General features: G+C 71.7%; 21 protein-coding genes. 15 read left to right on the top strand and 6 right to left on the bottom strand.

The genetic code is table 11. From position 1 onward, the window contains the following. Positions 1-65 precede the first annotated feature (65 nt). Positions 66-773, bottom strand: a complete 708-nt coding sequence (gene deoD / locus N538_RS0109440) for a purine-nucleoside phosphorylase (RefSeq protein WP_028637101.1) — start codon at positions 771-773, stop codon at positions 66-68. Between the two features lie 87 nt (positions 774-860). Here deoD and nudC point away from each other — a divergent pair, with 87 nt between their 5' ends. Continuing rightward, on the top strand, positions 861-1772 hold the full coding sequence (nudC, locus tag N538_RS0109435) for an NAD(+) diphosphatase (RefSeq protein WP_028637100.1): 912 nt from the start codon (positions 861-863) through the stop codon (positions 1770-1772). 169 nt (positions 1773-1941) lie between these two features. Here nudC and N538_RS0109430 read toward each other — a convergent pair whose 3' ends face one another. Next, positions 1942-2193, bottom strand: coding sequence for a mycoredoxin (locus N538_RS0109430; RefSeq protein ID WP_028637099.1), 252 nt, complete (start codon positions 2191-2193; stop codon positions 1942-1944). 81 nt (positions 2194-2274) lie between these two features. On the opposite strand from N538_RS0109430, the gene N538_RS0109425 reads away from it, so the two are divergent. The 6 genes from N538_RS0109425 to N538_RS28965 all read left to right on the top strand — a co-directional run bounded on the left by N538_RS0109425 (position 2275) and on the right by N538_RS28965 (position 5900). Further along, on the top strand, positions 2275-4314 hold the full coding sequence (locus N538_RS0109425; RefSeq protein ID WP_036569993.1) for an ATP-dependent helicase: 2040 nt from the start codon (positions 2275-2277) through the stop codon (positions 4312-4314). A 156-nt stretch (positions 4315-4470) separates the two neighbouring features. After that, positions 4471-4701: a hypothetical protein gene (locus N538_RS0109420; RefSeq protein WP_028637097.1), complete on the top strand. Its 231-nt coding sequence runs from the start codon at positions 4471-4473 to the stop codon at positions 4699-4701. A gap of 132 nt (positions 4702-4833) precedes the next feature. After that, complete coding sequence (locus N538_RS0109415) at positions 4834-5178, top strand: WhiB family transcriptional regulator (RefSeq protein ID WP_081790387.1); 345 nt, start codon at positions 4834-4836, stop codon at positions 5176-5178. A 59-nt stretch (positions 5179-5237) separates the two neighbouring features. Beyond that, positions 5238-5402 carry a hypothetical protein gene (locus N538_RS28970; RefSeq protein WP_197025292.1) on the top strand — a complete coding sequence of 55 codons (165 nt, stop codon included), beginning with the start codon at positions 5238-5240 and terminating at the stop codon, positions 5400-5402. 34 nt (positions 5403-5436) lie between these two features. Further along, positions 5437-5637, top strand: coding sequence for a hypothetical protein (locus N538_RS27335; RefSeq protein ID WP_051549087.1), 201 nt, complete (start codon positions 5437-5439; stop codon positions 5635-5637). A 101-nt stretch (positions 5638-5738) separates the two neighbouring features. After that, positions 5739-5900 carry a hypothetical protein gene (locus tag N538_RS28965; RefSeq protein WP_197025291.1) on the top strand — a complete coding sequence of 54 codons (162 nt, stop codon included), beginning with the start codon at positions 5739-5741 and terminating at the stop codon, positions 5898-5900. A 27-nt stretch (positions 5901-5927) separates the two neighbouring features. Here the strand turns inward: N538_RS28965 and N538_RS27330 are convergent, their stop codons facing one another. Together N538_RS27330 and N538_RS28960 are read right to left on the bottom strand one after the other, a co-directional pair. After that, positions 5928-6653 (bottom strand): hypothetical protein, encoded by a 726-nt coding sequence (locus N538_RS27330; protein WP_155992026.1) that lies wholly within the window; start codon positions 6651-6653, stop codon positions 5928-5930. 148 nt (positions 6654-6801) lie between these two features. Next, positions 6802-6960 carry a DUF5679 domain-containing protein gene (locus N538_RS28960; RefSeq protein WP_011754982.1) on the bottom strand — a complete coding sequence of 53 codons (159 nt, stop codon included), beginning with the start codon at positions 6958-6960 and terminating at the stop codon, positions 6802-6804. A 192-nt stretch (positions 6961-7152) separates the two neighbouring features. On the opposite strand from N538_RS28960, the gene N538_RS0109385 reads away from it, so the two are divergent. From N538_RS0109385 to N538_RS0109375, 3 genes are all read left to right on the top strand, one after another. Beyond that, positions 7153-7947 carry an enoyl-CoA hydratase/isomerase family protein gene (locus N538_RS0109385; protein WP_028637093.1) on the top strand — a complete coding sequence of 265 codons (795 nt, stop codon included), beginning with the start codon at positions 7153-7155 and terminating at the stop codon, positions 7945-7947. 344 nt (positions 7948-8291) lie between these two features. Continuing rightward, positions 8292-9338: a PHP domain-containing protein gene (locus N538_RS0109380; protein WP_028637092.1), complete on the top strand. Its 1047-nt coding sequence runs from the start codon at positions 8292-8294 to the stop codon at positions 9336-9338. Between the two features lie 9 nt (positions 9339-9347). Beyond that, on the top strand, positions 9348-9875 hold the full coding sequence (locus N538_RS0109375) for a M48 metallopeptidase family protein (protein ID WP_036569988.1): 528 nt from the start codon (positions 9348-9350) through the stop codon (positions 9873-9875). Here the strand turns inward: N538_RS0109375 and N538_RS0109370 are convergent. Further along, the gene (locus N538_RS0109370; protein WP_028637090.1) at positions 9817-10404 is read right to left on the bottom strand and encodes an NUDIX hydrolase; all 588 of its coding nucleotides are present in this window, start codon (positions 10402-10404) and stop codon (positions 9817-9819) included. The genes N538_RS0109375 and N538_RS0109370 overlap by 59 nt on opposite strands. Continuing rightward, entirely contained in the window at positions 10401-11735 is a 1335-nt protein-coding gene (locus tag N538_RS24625; RefSeq protein ID WP_051549085.1) for a zinc-dependent metalloprotease, read from the bottom strand. The genes N538_RS0109370 and N538_RS24625 overlap by 4 nt, the downstream gene beginning before the upstream one ends. Before the next feature lie 35 nt (positions 11736-11770). Here N538_RS24625 and N538_RS0109360 point away from each other — a divergent pair, with 35 nt between their 5' ends. From N538_RS0109360 to N538_RS0109340, 5 genes are all read left to right on the top strand, one after another. Beyond that, positions 11771-12196, top strand: coding sequence for a molybdenum cofactor biosynthesis protein MoaE (locus N538_RS0109360; RefSeq protein WP_028637089.1), 426 nt, complete (start codon positions 11771-11773; stop codon positions 12194-12196). A gap of 161 nt (positions 12197-12357) precedes the next feature. Next, positions 12358-12603, top strand: a complete 246-nt coding sequence (locus N538_RS0109355; RefSeq protein WP_028637088.1) for a hypothetical protein — start codon at positions 12358-12360, stop codon at positions 12601-12603. Positions 12604-12627: 24 nt separating this feature from the next. Then, positions 12628-13692, top strand: coding sequence for a YlbL family protein (locus N538_RS0109350; RefSeq protein ID WP_028637087.1), 1065 nt, complete (start codon positions 12628-12630; stop codon positions 13690-13692). Further along, positions 13689-14246: a PPA1309 family protein gene (locus N538_RS0109345; protein WP_028637086.1), complete on the top strand. Its 558-nt coding sequence runs from the start codon at positions 13689-13691 to the stop codon at positions 14244-14246. The genes N538_RS0109350 and N538_RS0109345 overlap by 4 nt, the downstream gene beginning before the upstream one ends. Next, positions 14243-17242 carry a UPF0182 family membrane protein gene (locus tag N538_RS0109340; protein ID WP_028637085.1) on the top strand — a complete coding sequence of 1000 codons (3000 nt, stop codon included), beginning with the start codon at positions 14243-14245 and terminating at the stop codon, positions 17240-17242. Before N538_RS0109345 ends, N538_RS0109340 begins: the two co-directional genes overlap by 4 nt. The last annotated feature ends 43 nt before the right edge of the window (positions 17243-17285 follow it).

Genomic DNA, 17285 nt, shown 5'->3' with positions numbered 1-17285 from the left:
CCCCGTATTTCGGGTCGTCCGCCTCTGGCGCGCCAATACGCCGCCCTCAGGCGGACGACCCGGTGTCAGGCGGTAGCCGTCCCCGCCGCGAGCGCGATCTCGACCATGTCGCCGAACGTCTGCTCCCGCTCGTGCGACGTGGTCTCCTCGCCGGTGTCCAGGTGGTCCGAGACCGTGCAGATCGCGAGCGCCCGGCGGGCGTGCTTCGCGGCCAGTGTGTACAGCGCGCTGGCCTCCATCTCGACGGCGAGCACGCCGTACTGGACCATCCGCGCCGACAGCTCGGGCCGCGCGGGGTAGAACGAGTCGCTGCTGTAGATCAGGCCGACGTGCACGCCGGACCGGCCGGCTGCGGCGGAGTACGCCGCCTGCAGCAGCGAGAAGTCGGCGACCGGTGCGTAGTCGAGGCCCTCGAACGCGATCCGGTTCATCGAGGAGTCGGTGCAGGCGCCGGAGGCGATGACGACGTCGCGGATCGCCACCTTCGGTGACATCCCGCCGCAGGTGCCGACCCGGATGATCGACTGCACGTCGTACTCGCGGAACAGCTCGTTGACGTAGATCGCCAGCGATGGCTGCCCCATGCCCGAGCCCTGCACGGAGACGGGGTGGCCCTGCCAGGTGCCGGTGAAGCCGTACATGCCGCGCACCTCGGTGTAGAGCCGCGCGTCCTCGAGGAACGTCTCGGCGATCCACTTCGCGCGCAGCGGGTCCCCGGGCATCAGGACGAGGGGTGCGATGTCGCCGGCCCGGGCGCCGATGTGAGTGCTCATTCCGGGGTCCCCGCGAGAGCGCGAGCGGAGCGAGTGGTCGAGTGGGGTGAGATCACGGGCAGGAAGCCTAGGGCTAGGGTCGGAGGAGTGACCTATCCGCACGAACGGCTGGCCGCGAACCCCCATGACCGGATCGCCGAGCACCGCGCGGACGACGAGTGGCTCGCGGCCAGGTGGGCCGACCCCGACACCCGGGTGCTCGTCGTGTCCGGCACCCGGATCCGCCCCCGGGACGGGCACATCGACTGGATCTCGCCGGCGGACGCGCCGGACGGGCTGCGGGTGCTGCTCGGCGAGCACGACGGCCGGGCCTGGTTCGCGGTGGTGGTCGACACCGAGGTCTCTCAAACCGCCGAGGAGGGGGAGTGGACGCCGCTGCGCGGACTGCTGCCGCGCCTCGCCGACGACGCGGTGGCCGGGGCGCCGCTGGTCTTCCACGCCCTCGGCTTGGCGGAGTGGCTCTTCGTCACCCGGTACTGCCCCCGCTGCGGCGAGCCGCTCGAGCCCCGCGCGGCCGGCCACGAGCTGGTGTGCGCGAACGGCCACACGCAGTTCCCGCGCACCGACCCGGCGGTGATCATGGTCGTCATCTCGGGCGAACCCGGCTCCGAGGACGAGCGCTGCCTGCTGGGCCGCCAGGCGGTCTGGCCCGAGGGCCGCTACTCCACGCTGGCGGGCTTCTGCGAGCCGGGGGAGACCCTCGAGGACGCCGTACGCCGCGAAGTTCGCGAGGAGGTCGGTGTCACGGTCGGCGAGGTCGAATACTTCGGCAACCAGCCGTGGCCGCTCCCGGCCAGCCTGATGCTCGGCTTCGTCGCGCACGCCGACACCACCGACGTGACCGTCGACCGGCGCGAGATCGAGGACGCGCGCTGGTTCACCCGCGCGGAGATGAAGGCGCTCGCCGAGGCGGGCACCCTGGTGCTCCCGGGCGGCGTCTCGATCAGCCGCTCGCTCGTCGAGCACTGGTACGGCGGGCCGCTGCCCGGCCAGTGGTGACCGCTCCACCCGGAGCGCGTTCCGCTGCCCACCCCCAACACGCCGTACCCGAATCGTCGGGTTTCTCCGGTCAGCCGGGGAAACCCGCCCGACACGCCGTACCCGCCCCGGCGTGTCGTCGGGTTTCTCCGGTCAGCCGGAGAAACCCGCCCGCGTCAGCCGTCAGCGGTCAGCTGGCCAGCGCGGCGAGCTTGTCCTTGACCTGCGCGAGCGACGGGTTGGTCTGCGCGGTGCCGTCGGTGAACACCAGCGTGGGGACGGTCTGGTTGCCGTTGTTGGCCGACTCCACGATCTCCGCGGCGCTCGGCACCTGCTCGATGTCGACGATGTCGTAGGCGATGCCCTCACGGTCGAGCTGGCTCTTCAGGCGGTGGCAGTAGCCGCACCAAGGGGTCGTGTACATCGTGAAGGAACTGCTCATCTGGGACTGTCGCCTCCGACGTCTAGGGTGTGGATCTGTCCACCGGATCCAACCATCGAGCCCGAGGAGTTGTTCCCCCGCATGCCCTCGCCCGACGACCTGCTCGCCGCGCTGGACCCCGAGCAGCGGCGGGTCGCGGAGGCGCTGCGGGGGCCGGTCCGGGTGCTCGCGGGAGCCGGCACGGGCAAGACCCGGGCGATCACGCACCGGATCGCGTACGGCGTCGCGACGGGCGTCTACGCGCCCACCGAGGTCCTCGCGGTCACGTTCACCACGCGTGCCGCCGGCGAGATGCGCGGCCGGCTGCGGGTGCTCGGCGCCTCCGGCGTCCAGGCCCGCACGTTCCACTCGGCTGCGCTCCGCCAGCTGCGGTACTTCTGGCCGCACGTGCAGGGCACCGAGCTGCCCACGCTGATCGAGTCCAAGATCGGACTGCTCGCCACCGCCGTCCGCCGGCAGCGGCTGCACGCCGACCAGGCGCTGCTGCGCGACCTGGCCTCCGAGATCGAGTGGGCCAAGGTCAGCAACGTCCACCCCGACGACTACGCCCGGATCGCCGCCGAGCGCGGCCGCAGCGTGTCCGGGCAGCCTCCCGAGACGGTCGCGCACGTCTTCGGCTCCTACGAGGAGGTCAAGCGCGGCCAGGGCCGGATGGACATGGAGGACGTGCTGCTGCTGACCGCGGGCCTGCTGGCCGAGGACGAGCGCGTCGCCGCCCAGGTACGCCGCCAGTACAAGTGGTTCGTCGTCGACGAGTTCCAGGACGTCTCGCCGCTCCAGTCCGCCCTGCTCGACCTCTGGCTGGGCGGTCGCGACGAGCTCTGCGTCGTCGGCGATCCAGCCCAGACGATCTACTCCTTCGCGGGCGCCAACGCGGCGTACCTCCGCGACTTCCCGCAGAAGTACGCCGGCACCACCTCGGTCGAGCTGGTCCGCAACTACCGGTCCACCCCCGAGGTCGTCGACGCCGCGAACACCCTGCTCGCGGGCTCGCCCAGCCAGGGCGTCGAGCTGCGCGCGCAGCGGCCGTCCGGCCCGTCGGTCAGCTACACCCCCCGCCCCGACGAGGTCGCCGAGGCGGAGGCCGTTGCGGCGCAGGTGCTGCGGATGCGCGACGCCGGCCGGTCCCTCGGCGAGGTGGCGATCCTGTTCCGGATCAACGCCCAGTCCGAGGCGTTCGAGGAGGCGCTCGCCGCGCGCGGCCTGCCGTACGTCGTCCGCGGCGCCGCCCGGTTCTTCGAGCGCCCGGAGGTCCGGGAGGCGGTGACCCGGCTGCGCGGGTCGGCCCGGTCGGGCGAGTCCGCGACCGCCGACGACTGGGTCGACGTGGTCCGCGCGACACTGGCCGGCATGGGCTGGACGCCGGACGCCCCCACCGCCCGCGGCCAGACCCGCGACCGCTGGGAGTCCTGGCAGGCGCTGGTCGACCAGGCCGCGGAGTTCGCGACCAGCCACCCCGACGCGGAGCTGAACGCGTTCGTCGACGACCTCGACCGCCGGGCCGCCGAGCAGCACGCCCCGGTCGCCGACGGCGTCACGCTCGCGACGTTCCACGCCGCCAAGGGCCTGGAGTGGGATGCCGTCTTCCTCTGCGGCCTCCAGGACGGCACGCTCCCGATCACCTACGCCGACACCCCCCTCGCGATCGAGGAGGAGCGCCGGCTCCTCTACGTCGGCATGACCCGCGCCCGCCTCGACCTGCACCTGTCGTGGGCGCTGTCGCGCAACCCCGGTGGCCGCGCGTCCCGCAAGCCGTCCCGGTTCCTCGACCCGCTGCTGCCCGACGAGGCCCGCGCCCGCACCGACCAGCCGCGGCACCGCAAGGTCGCGAGCTGCCGCGAGTGTGGCCGGCCGCTCGCCACCGGTGCCGAGAAGAAGCGCGGCCGTTGCGCGGACTGCCCGGCGTCGTACGACGAGGAGCTGTTCGAGCGGCTCCGCGACTGGCGCAAGGAGCGAGCGGGCGAGGAGAGCGTGCCGGCGTTCGTCGTCTTCACCGACGCCACCCTCCAGCTGATCGCCGAGCAGAAGCCGCGCACCCCCGAGGCGCTGCTGCGGATCAGCGGTATCGGCCGGTCCAAGCTCGAGCGGTACGGCGAGGACGTGCTGTCGGTGGTCGGCTGAGCGCCTGCACCGGAACAAAGCGAAAAAAATGGGGAAATACCCACTAAATCGTTTGCCCATTACACGCACCTGACGATAGGTTTCCGGACAAGCAATCAGACGCGCACCACGATCTTTGGCAGGATCGGCGCCCGAAGAACCGAAGGAGGTGGCCTCGTGAACAGCACCAAGCTCTGGATGACGGCTCAGACCCCGTCCGGCTTCGGCATGCCCATTTCCGGCGGCCACGCCTTCGGCGTGAGCACGGATGTCTGCACCGCTGCGGCGACGATCGTCGTGCGCGAGCGCGCCGGCATCGCCGTCACGACGGGCGCCACCAAGGGAGACATGGGCCTTGCCCAGTCCTACTTCCCGGGGACCAGTGCCTGGAGACCACCGACCTGTTGAGAACCAACAGCATCGGCAGCCTCCAGGCCGCGGAACCCGAACCGGGATCCGCGGCCTTTCTGTTTCTCACAGAGCTGGATCTCGACCACGAACCGCACCACCCAACGCGATCAGGTCAGAAGGAGGTGAAACATGACCATCAGTGAACTCGTCCGCACCGATGGGGCGCTGCCGATGACGGAGTCGTTCGAAGCGGTCAGCCTGGGACAGCTGCACGACCAGGCCAGCCAGGTCGACGACGAGCTGCTGCCCTGCCGGGTCAACAACCCCGAGCTGTGGTTCGCCGAGTCGCCCGTCGACGTGGAGTCCGCGAAGGCCCTCTGCCAGGAGTGCCCCGTGCGGTCCCTCTGCCTCGACGGTGCCCTCGAGCGCCGCGAGCCGTGGGGCGTCTGGGGAGGGCAGCTCTTCCTCCAGGGCGTGGTGATCGCGCGCAAGCGGCCCCGCGGCCGGCCCCGCAAGAACGAAGTCGCCGCCTAGTCAGTACCGGCAGCGTCCAGCACCACCACCCTTCCGACAACGACGTCAAGGACACCGAGATGAATCTCAGCCACGAGAACCTGGCCCGCGCTCAGGTGAGCGCCCGCTTGGGTGAGGCACAGCAGTGCCGACCGGGTCGCCAGCTGACCCGCGTGCTCCGATCCGGCCGCCGCGCCGAGGAGATCGCCCAGCAGGCCCGGCTCGCACTCGCCCGGTCGCTCTGAGCGCGCCGGACACACCAGAAAGCAACCACCACCGATGAACGTGAACTTCAACCCGAACGGACGGCACGACATGAATCTCATGCACGAAAATCTGGCCCGCGCACAAATGTCCGCGCGCCTGGGAGAGGCGCAGCAGCTCCGGCGTGGGGCCCAGATGGTCCGCGCCCGCCGGCTCAGCCGCAAGGCCGAGCAGGCAGCCCAGCAGGCTCGACTGGCCCTCGCCCGAGCGCTGTGACGACACCTCAGGACTGACCTGGTCGCGGGTGTCACACGGAGGGGTCGGTACGACAGGACGTCGTACCGGCCCCTCCTGCACGTCCGGGCTAGGTTGGAGCCATGGCGACCTGCGACTTCTGCGGACGCACCGAGACCGACGACGCGACGACCCTGTCCTGGACGGTCGCGGTCGAGAACGGTCACCGGAAGACGTACTGCGACGAGTGCTCCCGCGCGCACCTGCGCTCGATGGAGGGGAAGCTCGACTCCGAGTTCTGGTGAGCCCGGGCGCATCGAGCGCAGGCCCGGCTAGCCCCAGGAGCAACCGCAGTGCGGGTGCCGCGACCAGGTACGCCGGCGCGGGCGCAGGTCGGACCCGAGCTCGACCGTCGCGGACCACGTGGAGGGCCGCCCGCCGTCGAGGTGGGTGAGCACGTCACGCACCGCCCAGGCGGCCGCCAGCGTCGCCAGTGCGGGGTCGTCGGGCGCGGCGGGCAGCCCCGCCAGCTGCTCGACCACCAGCGCGCGCCGGGGATCGCTCTCGCCGCGGTGCGCGTCGACGCACCGCAGGCAGGCGTTGGCGCCCGGCACCACGAACGGCCCGACCGTCCAGCCGGCCACGCCGGCCGCGAGGACGAGGTGCGCACGACCGTCCCGGACGTGCGCGTCGGCGTCGGTGCGGGCGATCTCGCCGGCGGCCGCGAGCAGGGCCACCGAGCCGTCCCCGAGCTCGCAGCCGGACGCGTGGAGCGCCCGGGCGACCTCGTCGCCGATCTCGTCGTCGGCCTGGACCGTCACGGTCCGCCGTGCCGGCCGGGCCCGCTCGACGAGCATCCCCGCCCGGCCCAGCGCCAGCAGCGTCCGGTGCTCCGCCTCGCCGGCCGGCTCGGGGGCGACGCCTGCGGCCAGCTCACCGAGCAGCCGGCGTACGCCGGGGTGGTCCGGCACCACCACCCGCCACGGCGGGTCGACCCCGACCTGCAGGTGGCGGTCGTCGCGACGGACGACGTGCAGCCCCGGTCGCAGGAAGGTCATGCAGGGCATCTACCCCGTCGGCGCCACGCGGTGGCGCCTCTCCACAGGCCGGCCACGAGCCCGGCTCGACAGCCCGGACAAGACGACACCCGCCCGGTCACGCGGACCGGGCGGGTGCCGTATCAACTCGTGGGGCGCTGCGCTGAGGTCAGGCCTTGCCGAGGATCCGGTTGAGGTTCGTGCCACAGACAGGGCAGACGGCCTTCGCCATCCGGGTGCCCTTGTCGTTGACCTTGACCTCGCCCTCGGCCTCGCGCTTCTCCTTGCACTTCACGCAGTAGAACTCGCCGCTCCAGGTCTCCGCCATGACGGCCTCCTTGCCTAGTTCATCTCTCGGTCGTCGCGACGGGGTAACGAAGGGAAGACCCGCCGGAGTCCGACGCATGTGCCGCCGGACCGCCTCGACCCTACGACACGGGTGCACACAACCCGCGCAGGCACACCGTGAGCGGTGAAACCGGTCACGGCGTGTCGCGCCGCCGATCAGTACCTTGAGCCCATGTCCGAGCACTCGCACCTGCGCCTCGAGCGCCCCTCCGACGGCGTCGCCGTCCTCACCCTCGACAACCCCGACCAGCGCAACGCGATGTCCGACCAGATGACCGCGTCCTGGGTGGCGGCGGTCGACGAGCTGGCCGCGGACCGGTCCGTGCGCGTCGTCGTGGTGACCGGCGAGGGCTCGGCGTTCTGCTCCGGGGGCAACACGTCGTGGATCGCCAGCGAACCGGACGCGACCGTGGACCAGCTGCGCACCCGGATGATCGCGTTCTACCGGGCCTGGCTGTCGATCCGGAAGCTGGAGGTCCCGACCATCGCGGCCGTCAACGGACCGGCGATCGGCGCCGGCCTCTGCCTGGCGCTGGCCTGCGACCTCCGGTACGCCGCCACCGGGGCTCGCCTCGGCGCGCCGTTCGTCAAGCTCGGCATGCACCCCGGCATGGCCGCGACCTTCCTGCTCCCGAACGTCGTGGGCGCGGCGCACGCGCGGGACCTGCTGCTCACCGGCCGGGTCGTCGACGCGGACGAGGCGCTCCGCCTCGGCCTGGTCTCGCGCGTCGTCGACCCGGCGTCGTTCCTCGACGACGTGCTCGGGACGGCGGCCGGCATCGCGGCGACCGCCCCGATCCCGAGCAAGCTGACGACGCTGGCGCTCCGCGACGGCGGGCACGCCGACCTCGAGAGCTGCCTGCAGTGGGAGGCGATGGCCCAGCCGATCACGCTGGCGACGGCGGACCTCCAGGAGGGGATCCGCGCCGCGCAGGAGAAGCGGCCCCCGACCTTCCGGGGCGTCTGAGGTCCGGGGCAGGTGACCGGGGACGTGAGAGGGCCCCCGGCCACCGCGTGGACGCTTGCCTTCCCCTTGCGAGCGTCCGTTGGTGGGCCGAGGGCCCCATCTGCCGCACACGCTAGGAGCCGCCGCCGACGGGGGTCAACGCGGGACCGTCCCCGCCTGTGGACAGAGCTGTGGATAAAGCTGTGGACGAGTGGCCCGGGCCGGTGGACGAGCCCGGGATGCCGTTGTGGACGAGGCGGAGTCCGGTGCGGCGTACCGGCGGCTGACCAGCGACAATGGCCCTCCACCGGGTGTGGACGAAAGAAGAACGGGTGACGAGACCGCGAAATCGCGAGGAGGCCGGCGTGTCGGAGCCGTACGACGGCGGTCCGGTGGCCGCCCTGCGCCGGATCGCGTTCCTGCTCGAGCGCGGGCGCGAGGAGACCTACAAGGTCAAGGCGTACCGGAACGCTGCCGCGACGATCCTCCCGCTGCCGCCGGACCAGGTGGCCGCGGCGGTCGAGGACGGCAGCATCACCGACCTGCCCGGCGTCGGCGCCAGCACCGCGAAGGTGATCGCCGCGGCCGTGCGTGGAGAGATGCCGGAGCGGCTGGCCGCTCTCGAGCGTGAGCACGGTGCTCCGCTCACCGAGGGCGGCGACGGGCTGCGGGCCGAGCTGCGCGGTGACCTGCACTCCCACTCGGACTGGTCCGACGGCGGCTCGCCCATCGAGGAGATGGCGTTCACCGCGCTCGAGCTGGGCCACGAGTACCTCGTGCTCACCGACCACTCGCCGCGGCTCACGATCGCCCACGGGCTGAGCCCCGAGCGGCTGCGGCGCCAGCTCGGCGTCGTCGCGGCCGTCAACGAGCACCTCGCCGCCCGGGGAGGCGACGGCTTCACGCTGCTCACGGGCATCGAGGTCGACATCCTCGACGACGGCTCCCTGGACCAGGACGACGACCTGCTCGCGCGGCTCGACGTGCGGGTCGCGAGCGTCCACTCGAAGCTCAAGATGGACGCGAAGGACATGACCAGGCGGATGATCGGCGCGATCCGGAACCCCCGCACCAACGTCCTCGGTCACTGCACCGGCCGGCTGGTCACCGGCGGCCGGGGGACCCGGCCCGGGTCGCAGTTCGACGCGAAGGCGGTGTTCGAGGCCTGCGCCGAGCACGACGTCGCGGTCGAGATCAACAGCCGCCCCGAGCGCCGGGATCCGCCCACGAAGCTGTTGGAGCTGGCCCGCGACACCGGCTGCCTGTTCTCGATCGACAGCGACGCGCACGCGCCCGGCCAGCTGGACTTCCAGGTGTACGGCTGCGAGCGCGCCGAGGCGGCCGGGATCCACCCGGATCGCATCGTCAACACCTGGCCGCGGGACCGGCTGCTGACCTGGGCGAACGGGTAGGTTCGGCTCATGTCGCGGCCGGAGGTGGAGGTGCGGCGGTCCAAGCGCCGCCGGCGTACCGTCTCCGCCTACCGCGACGGCGACCGCGTGGTCGTGATGATCCCCGCCTCGCTCTCCCGCAAGGAGGAGGCGGAGTGGGTCGAGAAGATGCTGGCCCGGCTGGAGCGCTCCGAGCGACGGCGCAAGCCGAGCGACGGGGACCTGCTCCGGCGGGCCCGCGAGCTCAGCAACAAGTACCTCGGCGGCCTGGCGACCCCCGAGTCGGTCCGCTGGGTCGACAACCAGCAGTCCCGGTGGGGCTCGTGCACTCCGGGCGACCGCACGATCCGGCTCTCCGCCCGCCTGCAGGGGATGCCGCAGTGGGTCGTCGACTACGTGCTGGTGCACGAGCTCGCGCACCTGCTCGAGTCGGGCCACGACGCGAAGTTCTGGGCGTGGGTGGACCGCTACCCGCAGGCCGAGCGCGCGAAGGGCTACCTCATCGGCTGGTCGACGGCGGCACACCTCGACCTGCCGCCCGGCGACGAGCTCGACTGAGCGCGACCAGCTCGACCAGGTCGTCCTGAGGATCCGGCAGCGCGTCCGCCGGCCACCAGCGCACGTCCAGCGACTCCTCGCTCACCGCGTGCCCGGCGCCGTCCGGCGCCACCGCGAGGAACCGCACGTCGAGATGGTGGACCGGTCCTCCGGGCGCGTCCGGGCCGCAGAACGGTACGGCGTGCTCGCTCAGCTGCACCGGCTCCGGGTCGAGCGCGAGCCCGCCGAGTCCGGACTCCTCGGCCGCCTCGCGCAGCGCGGCGCCGGCGAGCGTCTCGTCAGCCGGCTCGCAGTGACCGCCGAGCTGGAACCACTGCCCGGCCTTGGCGTGCAGCGTCAGCAGCACGGCGTCGCCGGCCTCGTTCACGACCAGGGTGCTCGCCGTGACGTGGCCGGGTCGGCAGCCGCGGGACAGCCCGTCCGGGTGCGAGCGGAGGTGATCGACGTACCGCCGGCGCAGTGCTTCCTGGCCGTCGTTCGGAGCGCGCCAGCCCTCGAGGAGGGCCAGCGCATCGGCGTGGAGCGTCACTCGTCGGGCTGGCCGGGGTCCAGCAGCTTCTGCAGCTCCGTGTCGAAGTCCGCGTCGCTGAGCTCGGGCGGCGCGGTCGCGTCCTCGCGGAATCCGAGCGGGTCGTCGAGGTCCGCGGCGGTCGGCAGCAGGTCGGGATGCATCCAGACGCCGTCGCGGGCCTCGGTGCCCTGCCGGGTCCGCAGCGAGCCCCACAGCGTGGAGGCGTCCCGCAGCCGGCGCGGGCGCAGCTCGAGGCCGACCAGCGTCGCGAACGTCTGCTCGGCCGGGCCGCCGGCCGCGCGGCGGCGCCGGAAGGCCTCCTGCAGCTTCCCGGCGGAGGGCATCCGCTCCGCGGTCGCCTGGCCGACGACCTCGTCGACCCAGCCCTCCACCAGCGCGAGGGTGACCTCGAGCCGCTGGAGCGCGGCGTCCTGAGCGGGGGAGCGCGGCATGTCGAACAGGCCGCCCTCGAGCAGCTCCTGCATCGACTCCGGGTTCGACGGGTCGATCCCGCGCATCTGCTCCTCGATGCGCGACTGGATGCCCTCGGCGTTGATCTCGATGCCACGGGCGTAGTCGGCGACCGCGCCGATCAGGTGGTCGCGCAGCCACGGCACGTGCGCGAACAGCCGCTGGTGCGCGGCCTCGCGCAGGGCGAGGTAGAGGAGGACGTCGTCCTCGGTCACGTCCAGCCCGGCAGCGAACGCCGCGACGTTGACGGGCAGGATCGCGGCCTTCCCGGCCGCCGCGAGCGGCAGCCCGATGTCGGAGACGCTGAGCACCTCGGCGGCGAGCGCGCCGAGGCCAGAGCCGACCTGCTGGGCGAGCATGCCGCCGACCGCCTTGCCCAGGATGCCGAGCAGCGGCCCGGACATCGCCTGGGCCTCCGCGGGCAGGGCGCCCGAGAGCGCGTTCACCGAGGACTCCGCGATCGGCTCGACGAGCACCTTCCACACGTCGGTGGTGCCGACGATCCACTCGGCGCGGCTCCAGGCAGCAGTCGAGCTGACGCCCGAGGGGAACGCCGTGGTGTCGTCGAGCCAGTGGTCGGCGAGGCGGACGGCGTCCGCCACCGCGTCCTTCTGCTTCTGGCTGGGCGTCGGGTCCGGCTCCTGGGCGGCGGCCTTGCGCGCCATGTCCAGGGCGAAGTCCCAGTTGAGCGGGCCGTCGTACGGCTGCATGAGGAACTGGATCTGGCTGAACAGCTGGTTGAGGTCGGGCATCCCGCCCGCCGCGCCACCCAGTCCACCGCCCACGGCGCCACCCATGGCGCCGAAGATCTGCTCGAACGGCGTGCCCTTGAAGGGGTTCTGGCCGTCGTCGGGCGTCTCGTCCGGACTGTCGTTCATGGCTCAACCGTACGCGCCTGGCCTAGGGTCATCCTGTGAGCTCCGCCGTACGACTCGTGGACCTGCGCGAGACCCCGCTGGACGTCGCCGAGGTGGTCGCCGCGCTCGACGACGACGCCTCCGGCGGCCTCACGCTGTTCGTCGGCCGGGTGCGTGACCACGACGGTGGCAAGGGCGTCGACGGGCTCGACTACTCCGCCCACCCGAGCGCCCTGGAGACGATGCGCGCGGTCTGCGAGCGGGTCGCGGAGGAGCACGAGGTGCAGGGCGTCGCCGCCGTTCACCGGGTCGGCACGCTCGCGATCGGCGACATCGCGGTCGTCGTCGCGACCACCGCCTCCCACCGGGGCGACGCGTTCGCCGCGTCCCGTGCGCTGATCGACACCATCAAGGCCGACGTGCCGATCTGGAAGCACCAGCGCTTCGCCGACGGCTCGGACGAGTGGGTCGGCACGCCGTAGCCCCCGGCGCGGCCCGTGGCGGTCCTGCTCCACAGGCACTCCTTTCGCTTTTGGGGCGTTGCACTGCCCGGTAAGTGCCGGGATCCCCGGTGAGCCGGGGATCCCGACAGGCGCGCGCGAGCCTCCCGCCCGCAGCCACCCCACCCACCTACCCTCACGGTGTGGAGATCCTGCTCTGGCTGGTGCCGTCGGTCGTGGTCACGATCGTGGCGATGCTGTGGGTCGCCTGGCTCGGCCGCGAGGGTCGCGGTGAGGTGGACCGCGAGGTCGCCGTCCGCCGGCTCGCCACCGCGCTGGAGGGCGAGCCGCGGCGACGTCACCGCCCCGCGCCGGGGTACGCCGTCGAGCAACCCGCCCCCGACCGGTCCACCGGCATCGCGGTGCGGCCCTCACGACGCGTGTCCTAGGGCTGATCTGACAGTCTTGGCCGCATGACGCAGCGCACCCTCGCCGGCATCCTGGCCGTGCCGCTGCTGATCGCCCTGTGGGTGACCGCCGCCCTGGTACCCCTGCCCTACGTCACCTACGAGCCCGGGCTGACCGTCAACGTGCTCGGCAAGAACGACGACGGCAAGCAGATCATCCAGGTCGAGGGACGCAAGTCCTATCCCGACGACGGGCAGGTGCGGATGACCACGGTCTACGTCTCGCAGCCCAAGCCCAACGGCCGGAACAACCTGTTCGAGCTGATGCACGACTGGATCAGCGACGAGGACGCCGTCTACCCCTACGACGCGGTGTACCGCCAGGACGAGACCGTCGAGCAGAACCGCCAGGAGGGTGCCGCCCAGATGACGTCCTCGCAGGACGCCGCGACCGCGGTCGCCCTGGAGGAGCTCGGCTACGACGTCACCGAGCCGGTCGTCGCGGGCGTGACGAAGGGTGCGCCGGCCGACGGGAACCTCGAGTCCGGCGACGTCATCCTCGCCGTCGACGGCACCGACGTCTCGTCCTCCGACGACGTCGTGGACGCGGTGACGGCTGCACCCGCCGGCGCGCCGGTCGACTTCGTCGTACGCCGCGACGACGAGCGCACGACCGTGCAGGTCACGCCGGACACCGTCGACGGCAAGCCGCAGGTCGGCATCCAGGTCGGCACGGAGGCCAAGCCGGACCTTCCGGTCGACGTGACCATCAACATCAACCCGGGCATCGGCGGCCCGAGCGCGGGGCTGATGTTCTCCCTGGGCATCTACGACACCCTGACGCCCGGCTCGCTGACCGGCGGGGAGACCGTGGCCGGCACCGGCACCATGGACGCCACCGGCACGGTCGGCCCGATCGGCGGCATCCAGCAGAAGATCGTGGGCGCCCGTGACGCCGGGGCGCAGCTGTTCCTCGTGCCCCCCGACAACTGCGAGGATGCGCTCGGCGCGCCGAACGGCGACATGCGCCTGGTGAAGGCGGACACCATGCACGACGCGCGCCTGGCGATCGACGCGTGGGTCAAGGACCCGAACGCCGACCTGCCCAGCTGCGAGGAGGGGAGCTCGTGACCGACTTCGACGCCGATCTCGACGTCGACCCGGCCCTGGCCGCGGTGGTGCTCGAGATCGAGCACCACGCCGCCGGAGAGGGCTGGGACCGGCCCGCCCGGCTCTACGCGCTCGTCGACACCGCCCAGCTGGTCGAGCGGGAGCCGGCCCTGGCCGCCGCGATGGGCCTGGACTCGGCCTCGGCCGAGGGTTCGTTCACGCCCGTCGAGCAGGAGCTGCTGGTGCCCGACCAGCCGCTCGAGGTCGCGCTCGAGTCGATCGCCTGGCCACCGGAGGTCACCGGGTGTGCGGCGGTGGTGGAGCGGCTCGTGCTGCCCCCGGACGCCGACCCGCTCATCCCCGACGACCCGGCCTCCGCGGAGGAGTTCGCCCGCGAGCACCCTGACCGGCAGGAGGTGCGGATCGTGGCGGGCGCGACCCGCGCCGGAGCGACGTACTGCGCGCTGCGACTGCGCGCCCACGACGACGACCAGTCCGTGGTCGGAGGCGCCGACCTGGTGCCCGGGCTGCTGCAGCTCCTCGTCGCCACGCTGGAGGAGGAGAACCAGGGATGAGCGAGCTGTTCGACGAGGGTGCGGGGGACAACCGGCCGCCGGCGCGGACCGGGTCACGGCGCTCACGCGCTTTGATCATCACCGCGGTGGTGCTGGTGCTCGGCTTCCTCGGCCTCAGCACGTTCGCCAACCTCTACACCGACCGGCTCTGGTACCAGGACGCCGGCTACTCCGAGGTCTTCACCACGCTGTTCTGGACCAAGACCGTGCTGTTCCTGGTCTTCGGTCTGCTGATGGCCGGTGTTGTCGGCCTGAACATCTACCTCGCCTACCGGTTCCGCCCGTTCTTCCGGCCGAGCTCGAGCGAGCAGAACGGCCTGGACCGCTACCGCGACGCGGTGACCCCGATCCGCACCTGGCTGCTGGTCGGCGTCGCCGTGGTGCTCGGCGCGTTCGCCGGCAGCTCCGCGATCGGGGAGTGGCGCAACTACCTCCTGTGGCGCAACGGCGTGCCGTTCCACCAGCAGGACACCTGGTTCCACAAGGACATCGGCTTCTACGTCTTCGACCTGCCGTGGCTGCACTACCTGGTCGACTTCGCGATGGCCACGCTGGTGATCTCGATCATCGCGTCGGCGGTGGTGCATTACCTGTACGGCGGCATCCGGCTGCAGACCCCGCGGGACCGGTTCTCCGGCGCCGCGCAGGTGCAGCTGTCGCTGCTGCTCGGACTGTTCGTGCTCGTGAAGGCCGCGGACTACTGGCTGGACCGCTACGACCTGGTCAACCAGGGCGGCACGCTGATCACGGGCATGAACTACACCGACGACCACGCCGTGCTGCCGGCGAAGAACATCCTGCTGGGCATCTCGGTCATCTGCGCGGTGCTGTTCTTCGTCAACGTCTGGCGGCGCACCTGGCTGCTGCCGTCGGTCGGCCTGGCGCTGCTCGCGGTGTCGGCGATCCTGCTCGGCCTGATCTGGCCGGGCATCGTGCAGCAGTTCCAGGTGAAGCCGTCCGAGGCGGACAAGGAGCAGCCGTACATCAAGGCGAACATCGACGCCACGCGGTCGGCGTACGACCTCGACGGCATCGAGGTCAAGGACATCATCGACGCCACCGTGGACAACCCCGACCAGTCGGTACTCGACCGCGAGACCGAGTCGGTGCCGCTCGTCGACCCGAAGCTGGTGAGCCCGACCTTCGAGCAGGTGCAGCAGGCGCGCGCCTTCTACTCGGTCGCGGACGTGCTCGACGTCGACCGCTACGACATCGCGGGAGCGGACCGCGCCCTCGTGCTCGGCGTCCGGGAGCTGAACCAGTCCGGCATCCCGGACGGGGACCGCAACTGGTCCAACCTGCACACCGTCTACACCCACGGCTCCGGGATCATCGCGGCGTACGGCAACCAGCGCACCACGAACGACGACCTGCCGGTCGACAGCTCGGACGACAAGACGCAGTGGGCCGAGGGCACGGCTCCGGGCCAGGATGCGCTGTCGCAGGCGACCGGTGGCTTCGAGTCGCGCGTCTACTTCGGCGAGCAGAGTCCCGACTACTCGATCGTCGGCAAGGCCCCCGGCGCCAAGGACGTGGAGCAGGACCTGGCCACCGGCGGCGCGGACGACTCCGGCCAGCTCACGACCACGACGTACGACGGCAGCGGCGGGGTGCCGATCGGCAGCTCGTTCCGCCAGCTGATGTACGCGGTGAAGTTCGGCGACACCAACTTCCTGCTTTCCGGCCGGGTCACCGGCGACAGCGAGGTGCTCTACAACCGCGACCCGAGCGAGCGGGTCGAGAAGTTCGCGCCGTGGCTCACGGTCGACAGCGACCCGTACCCCATCGTCGCCAACGGCCACATCCTGTGGGTGCTCGACGGCTACACGACGACGGACCGCTACCCCAACGCCGAGCGCGAGTCGTTCGACACGATGACCACCGACTCGCTCCAGACGAACGACACCCTGCGCACGGTCCCGACCGACGAGATCAACTACATGCGCAACTCGGTCAAGGCCACGGTCGACGCGTACGACGGCACGGTGACGCTGTACGCCTGGAACGAGGACGACCCGATCCTGCAGACCTGGGAGAAGGTCTTCCCGGGCACCGTGAAGCCGAACTCCGAGATCCCCGACGAGGTGCGTGACCACCTGCGCTACCCCGAGGACATGTTCAAGGTGCAGCGCTACCAGTTCGCGCGCTACCACGTGCAGGACCCGATCCAGTTCTACAGCGGCAACAACCGCTGGCAGGTCCCGAGCGACCCGAACTCACCGAGTCGGCTGCAGCCGCCGTACCGCCTCTTCGACGACTCCTCCGGTCAGGCCGTCTACTCGCTGACCTCGACCTTCGTCCCCTACAACAAGAACAACCTGGCGGGGTTCGTCTCGGTCAACTCCGACGCCGCGTCGGCGGACTACGGCAAGATCGAGGTGCTCCAGCTCAAGGACCAGAACGCCAAGGGTCCTGGGCAGGTGGCCAACGACTTCAACTCCGACACCGAGGTGGCGGACCGGCTCGCGCAGTTCAACCGCAGTGGCGGCCAGGTCATCAACGGCAACCTCCTCACGCTGCCGGTCAACGGCGGTTTCGTGTACGTCGAGCCGGTGTACGCCGTGCGCGCCGGCTCGTCGGTGAGCTACCCGAGCCTCGCCTACGTCCTGGTGTCGTACAACGACGAGGTCGGCATCGGCACGTCGCTGCCCGCCGCGCTCGCCGACGCCCTCAACCGCACCCTGCCGACGAGCCCGTCCGGTGGTGGAGGCAACCCCGGCGGCGGCAAGCCGACCGGCTCGCTGGTGAGCCAGATCCGCAGCCTCATCGACCAGGCGCAGGCGCACTTCGTGAATGCGGACGAGGCGCTGAAGAGTGGCGACACCGTCACCTGGGCCCGCGAGACGAAGCTCGGCAAGGACCTGGTGAACCGGGCCTTCGACCTGTCCAGCCAGCTCCCGGACAGCCAGGGCGGCAAATCCTCGTCGGGGTCCCCGTCCACCTCGCCCTCGGCGTCCCCGCCGGAGTCGCCCTCGGCCTCGTCGTCCGGCGGGTGACCGGAGCCACGCCCTTCCGATTTGGGTTGGCGGACGCCATCCC

The organism is Nocardioides sp. URHA0032 (assembly GCF_000620645.1).
Taxonomy (GTDB): Bacteria; Actinomycetota; Actinomycetes; order Propionibacteriales; family Nocardioidaceae; genus Nocardioides.
The sequence above is the reverse complement of the archived record's forward strand: the minus strand, read 5'-3'. Positions and strand labels throughout refer to the sequence as shown.

Excerpts from the sequence above, each read along its gene's own strand:
- deoD (WP_028637101.1), bottom strand. The coding sequence starts at position 773 with ATGAGCACTCACATCGGCGCCCGGGCCGGCGACATCGCACCCCTCGTC.
- N538_RS0109430 (WP_028637099.1), bottom strand. The coding sequence starts at position 2,193 with ATGAGCAGTTCCTTCACGATGTACACGACCCCTTGGTGCGGCTACTGC.
- N538_RS0109425 (WP_036569993.1), top strand. The coding sequence starts at position 2,275 with ATGCCCTCGCCCGACGACCTGCTCGCCGCGCTGGACCCCGAGCAGCGG.
- N538_RS0109415 (WP_081790387.1), top strand. The coding sequence starts at position 4,834 with ATGACCATCAGTGAACTCGTCCGCACCGATGGGGCGCTGCCGATGACG.
- N538_RS28970 (WP_197025292.1), top strand. The coding sequence starts at position 5,238 with ATGAATCTCAGCCACGAGAACCTGGCCCGCGCTCAGGTGAGCGCCCGC.
- N538_RS27335 (WP_051549087.1), top strand. The coding sequence starts at position 5,437 with ATGAACGTGAACTTCAACCCGAACGGACGGCACGACATGAATCTCATG.
- N538_RS28965 (WP_197025291.1), top strand. The coding sequence starts at position 5,739 with ATGGCGACCTGCGACTTCTGCGGACGCACCGAGACCGACGACGCGACG.
- N538_RS27330 (WP_155992026.1), bottom strand. The coding sequence starts at position 6,653 with ATGACCTTCCTGCGACCGGGGCTGCACGTCGTCCGTCGCGACGACCGC.
- N538_RS28960 (WP_011754982.1), bottom strand. The coding sequence starts at position 6,960 with ATGGCGGAGACCTGGAGCGGCGAGTTCTACTGCGTGAAGTGCAAGGAG.
- N538_RS0109385 (WP_028637093.1), top strand. The coding sequence starts at position 7,153 with ATGTCCGAGCACTCGCACCTGCGCCTCGAGCGCCCCTCCGACGGCGTC.
- N538_RS0109375 (WP_036569988.1), top strand. The coding sequence starts at position 9,348 with ATGTCGCGGCCGGAGGTGGAGGTGCGGCGGTCCAAGCGCCGCCGGCGT.
- N538_RS24625 (WP_051549085.1), bottom strand. The coding sequence starts at position 11,735 with ATGAACGACAGTCCGGACGAGACGCCCGACGACGGCCAGAACCCCTTC.
- N538_RS0109350 (WP_028637087.1), top strand. The coding sequence starts at position 12,628 with ATGACGCAGCGCACCCTCGCCGGCATCCTGGCCGTGCCGCTGCTGATC.
- N538_RS0109340 (WP_028637085.1), top strand. The coding sequence starts at position 14,243 with ATGAGCGAGCTGTTCGACGAGGGTGCGGGGGACAACCGGCCGCCGGCG.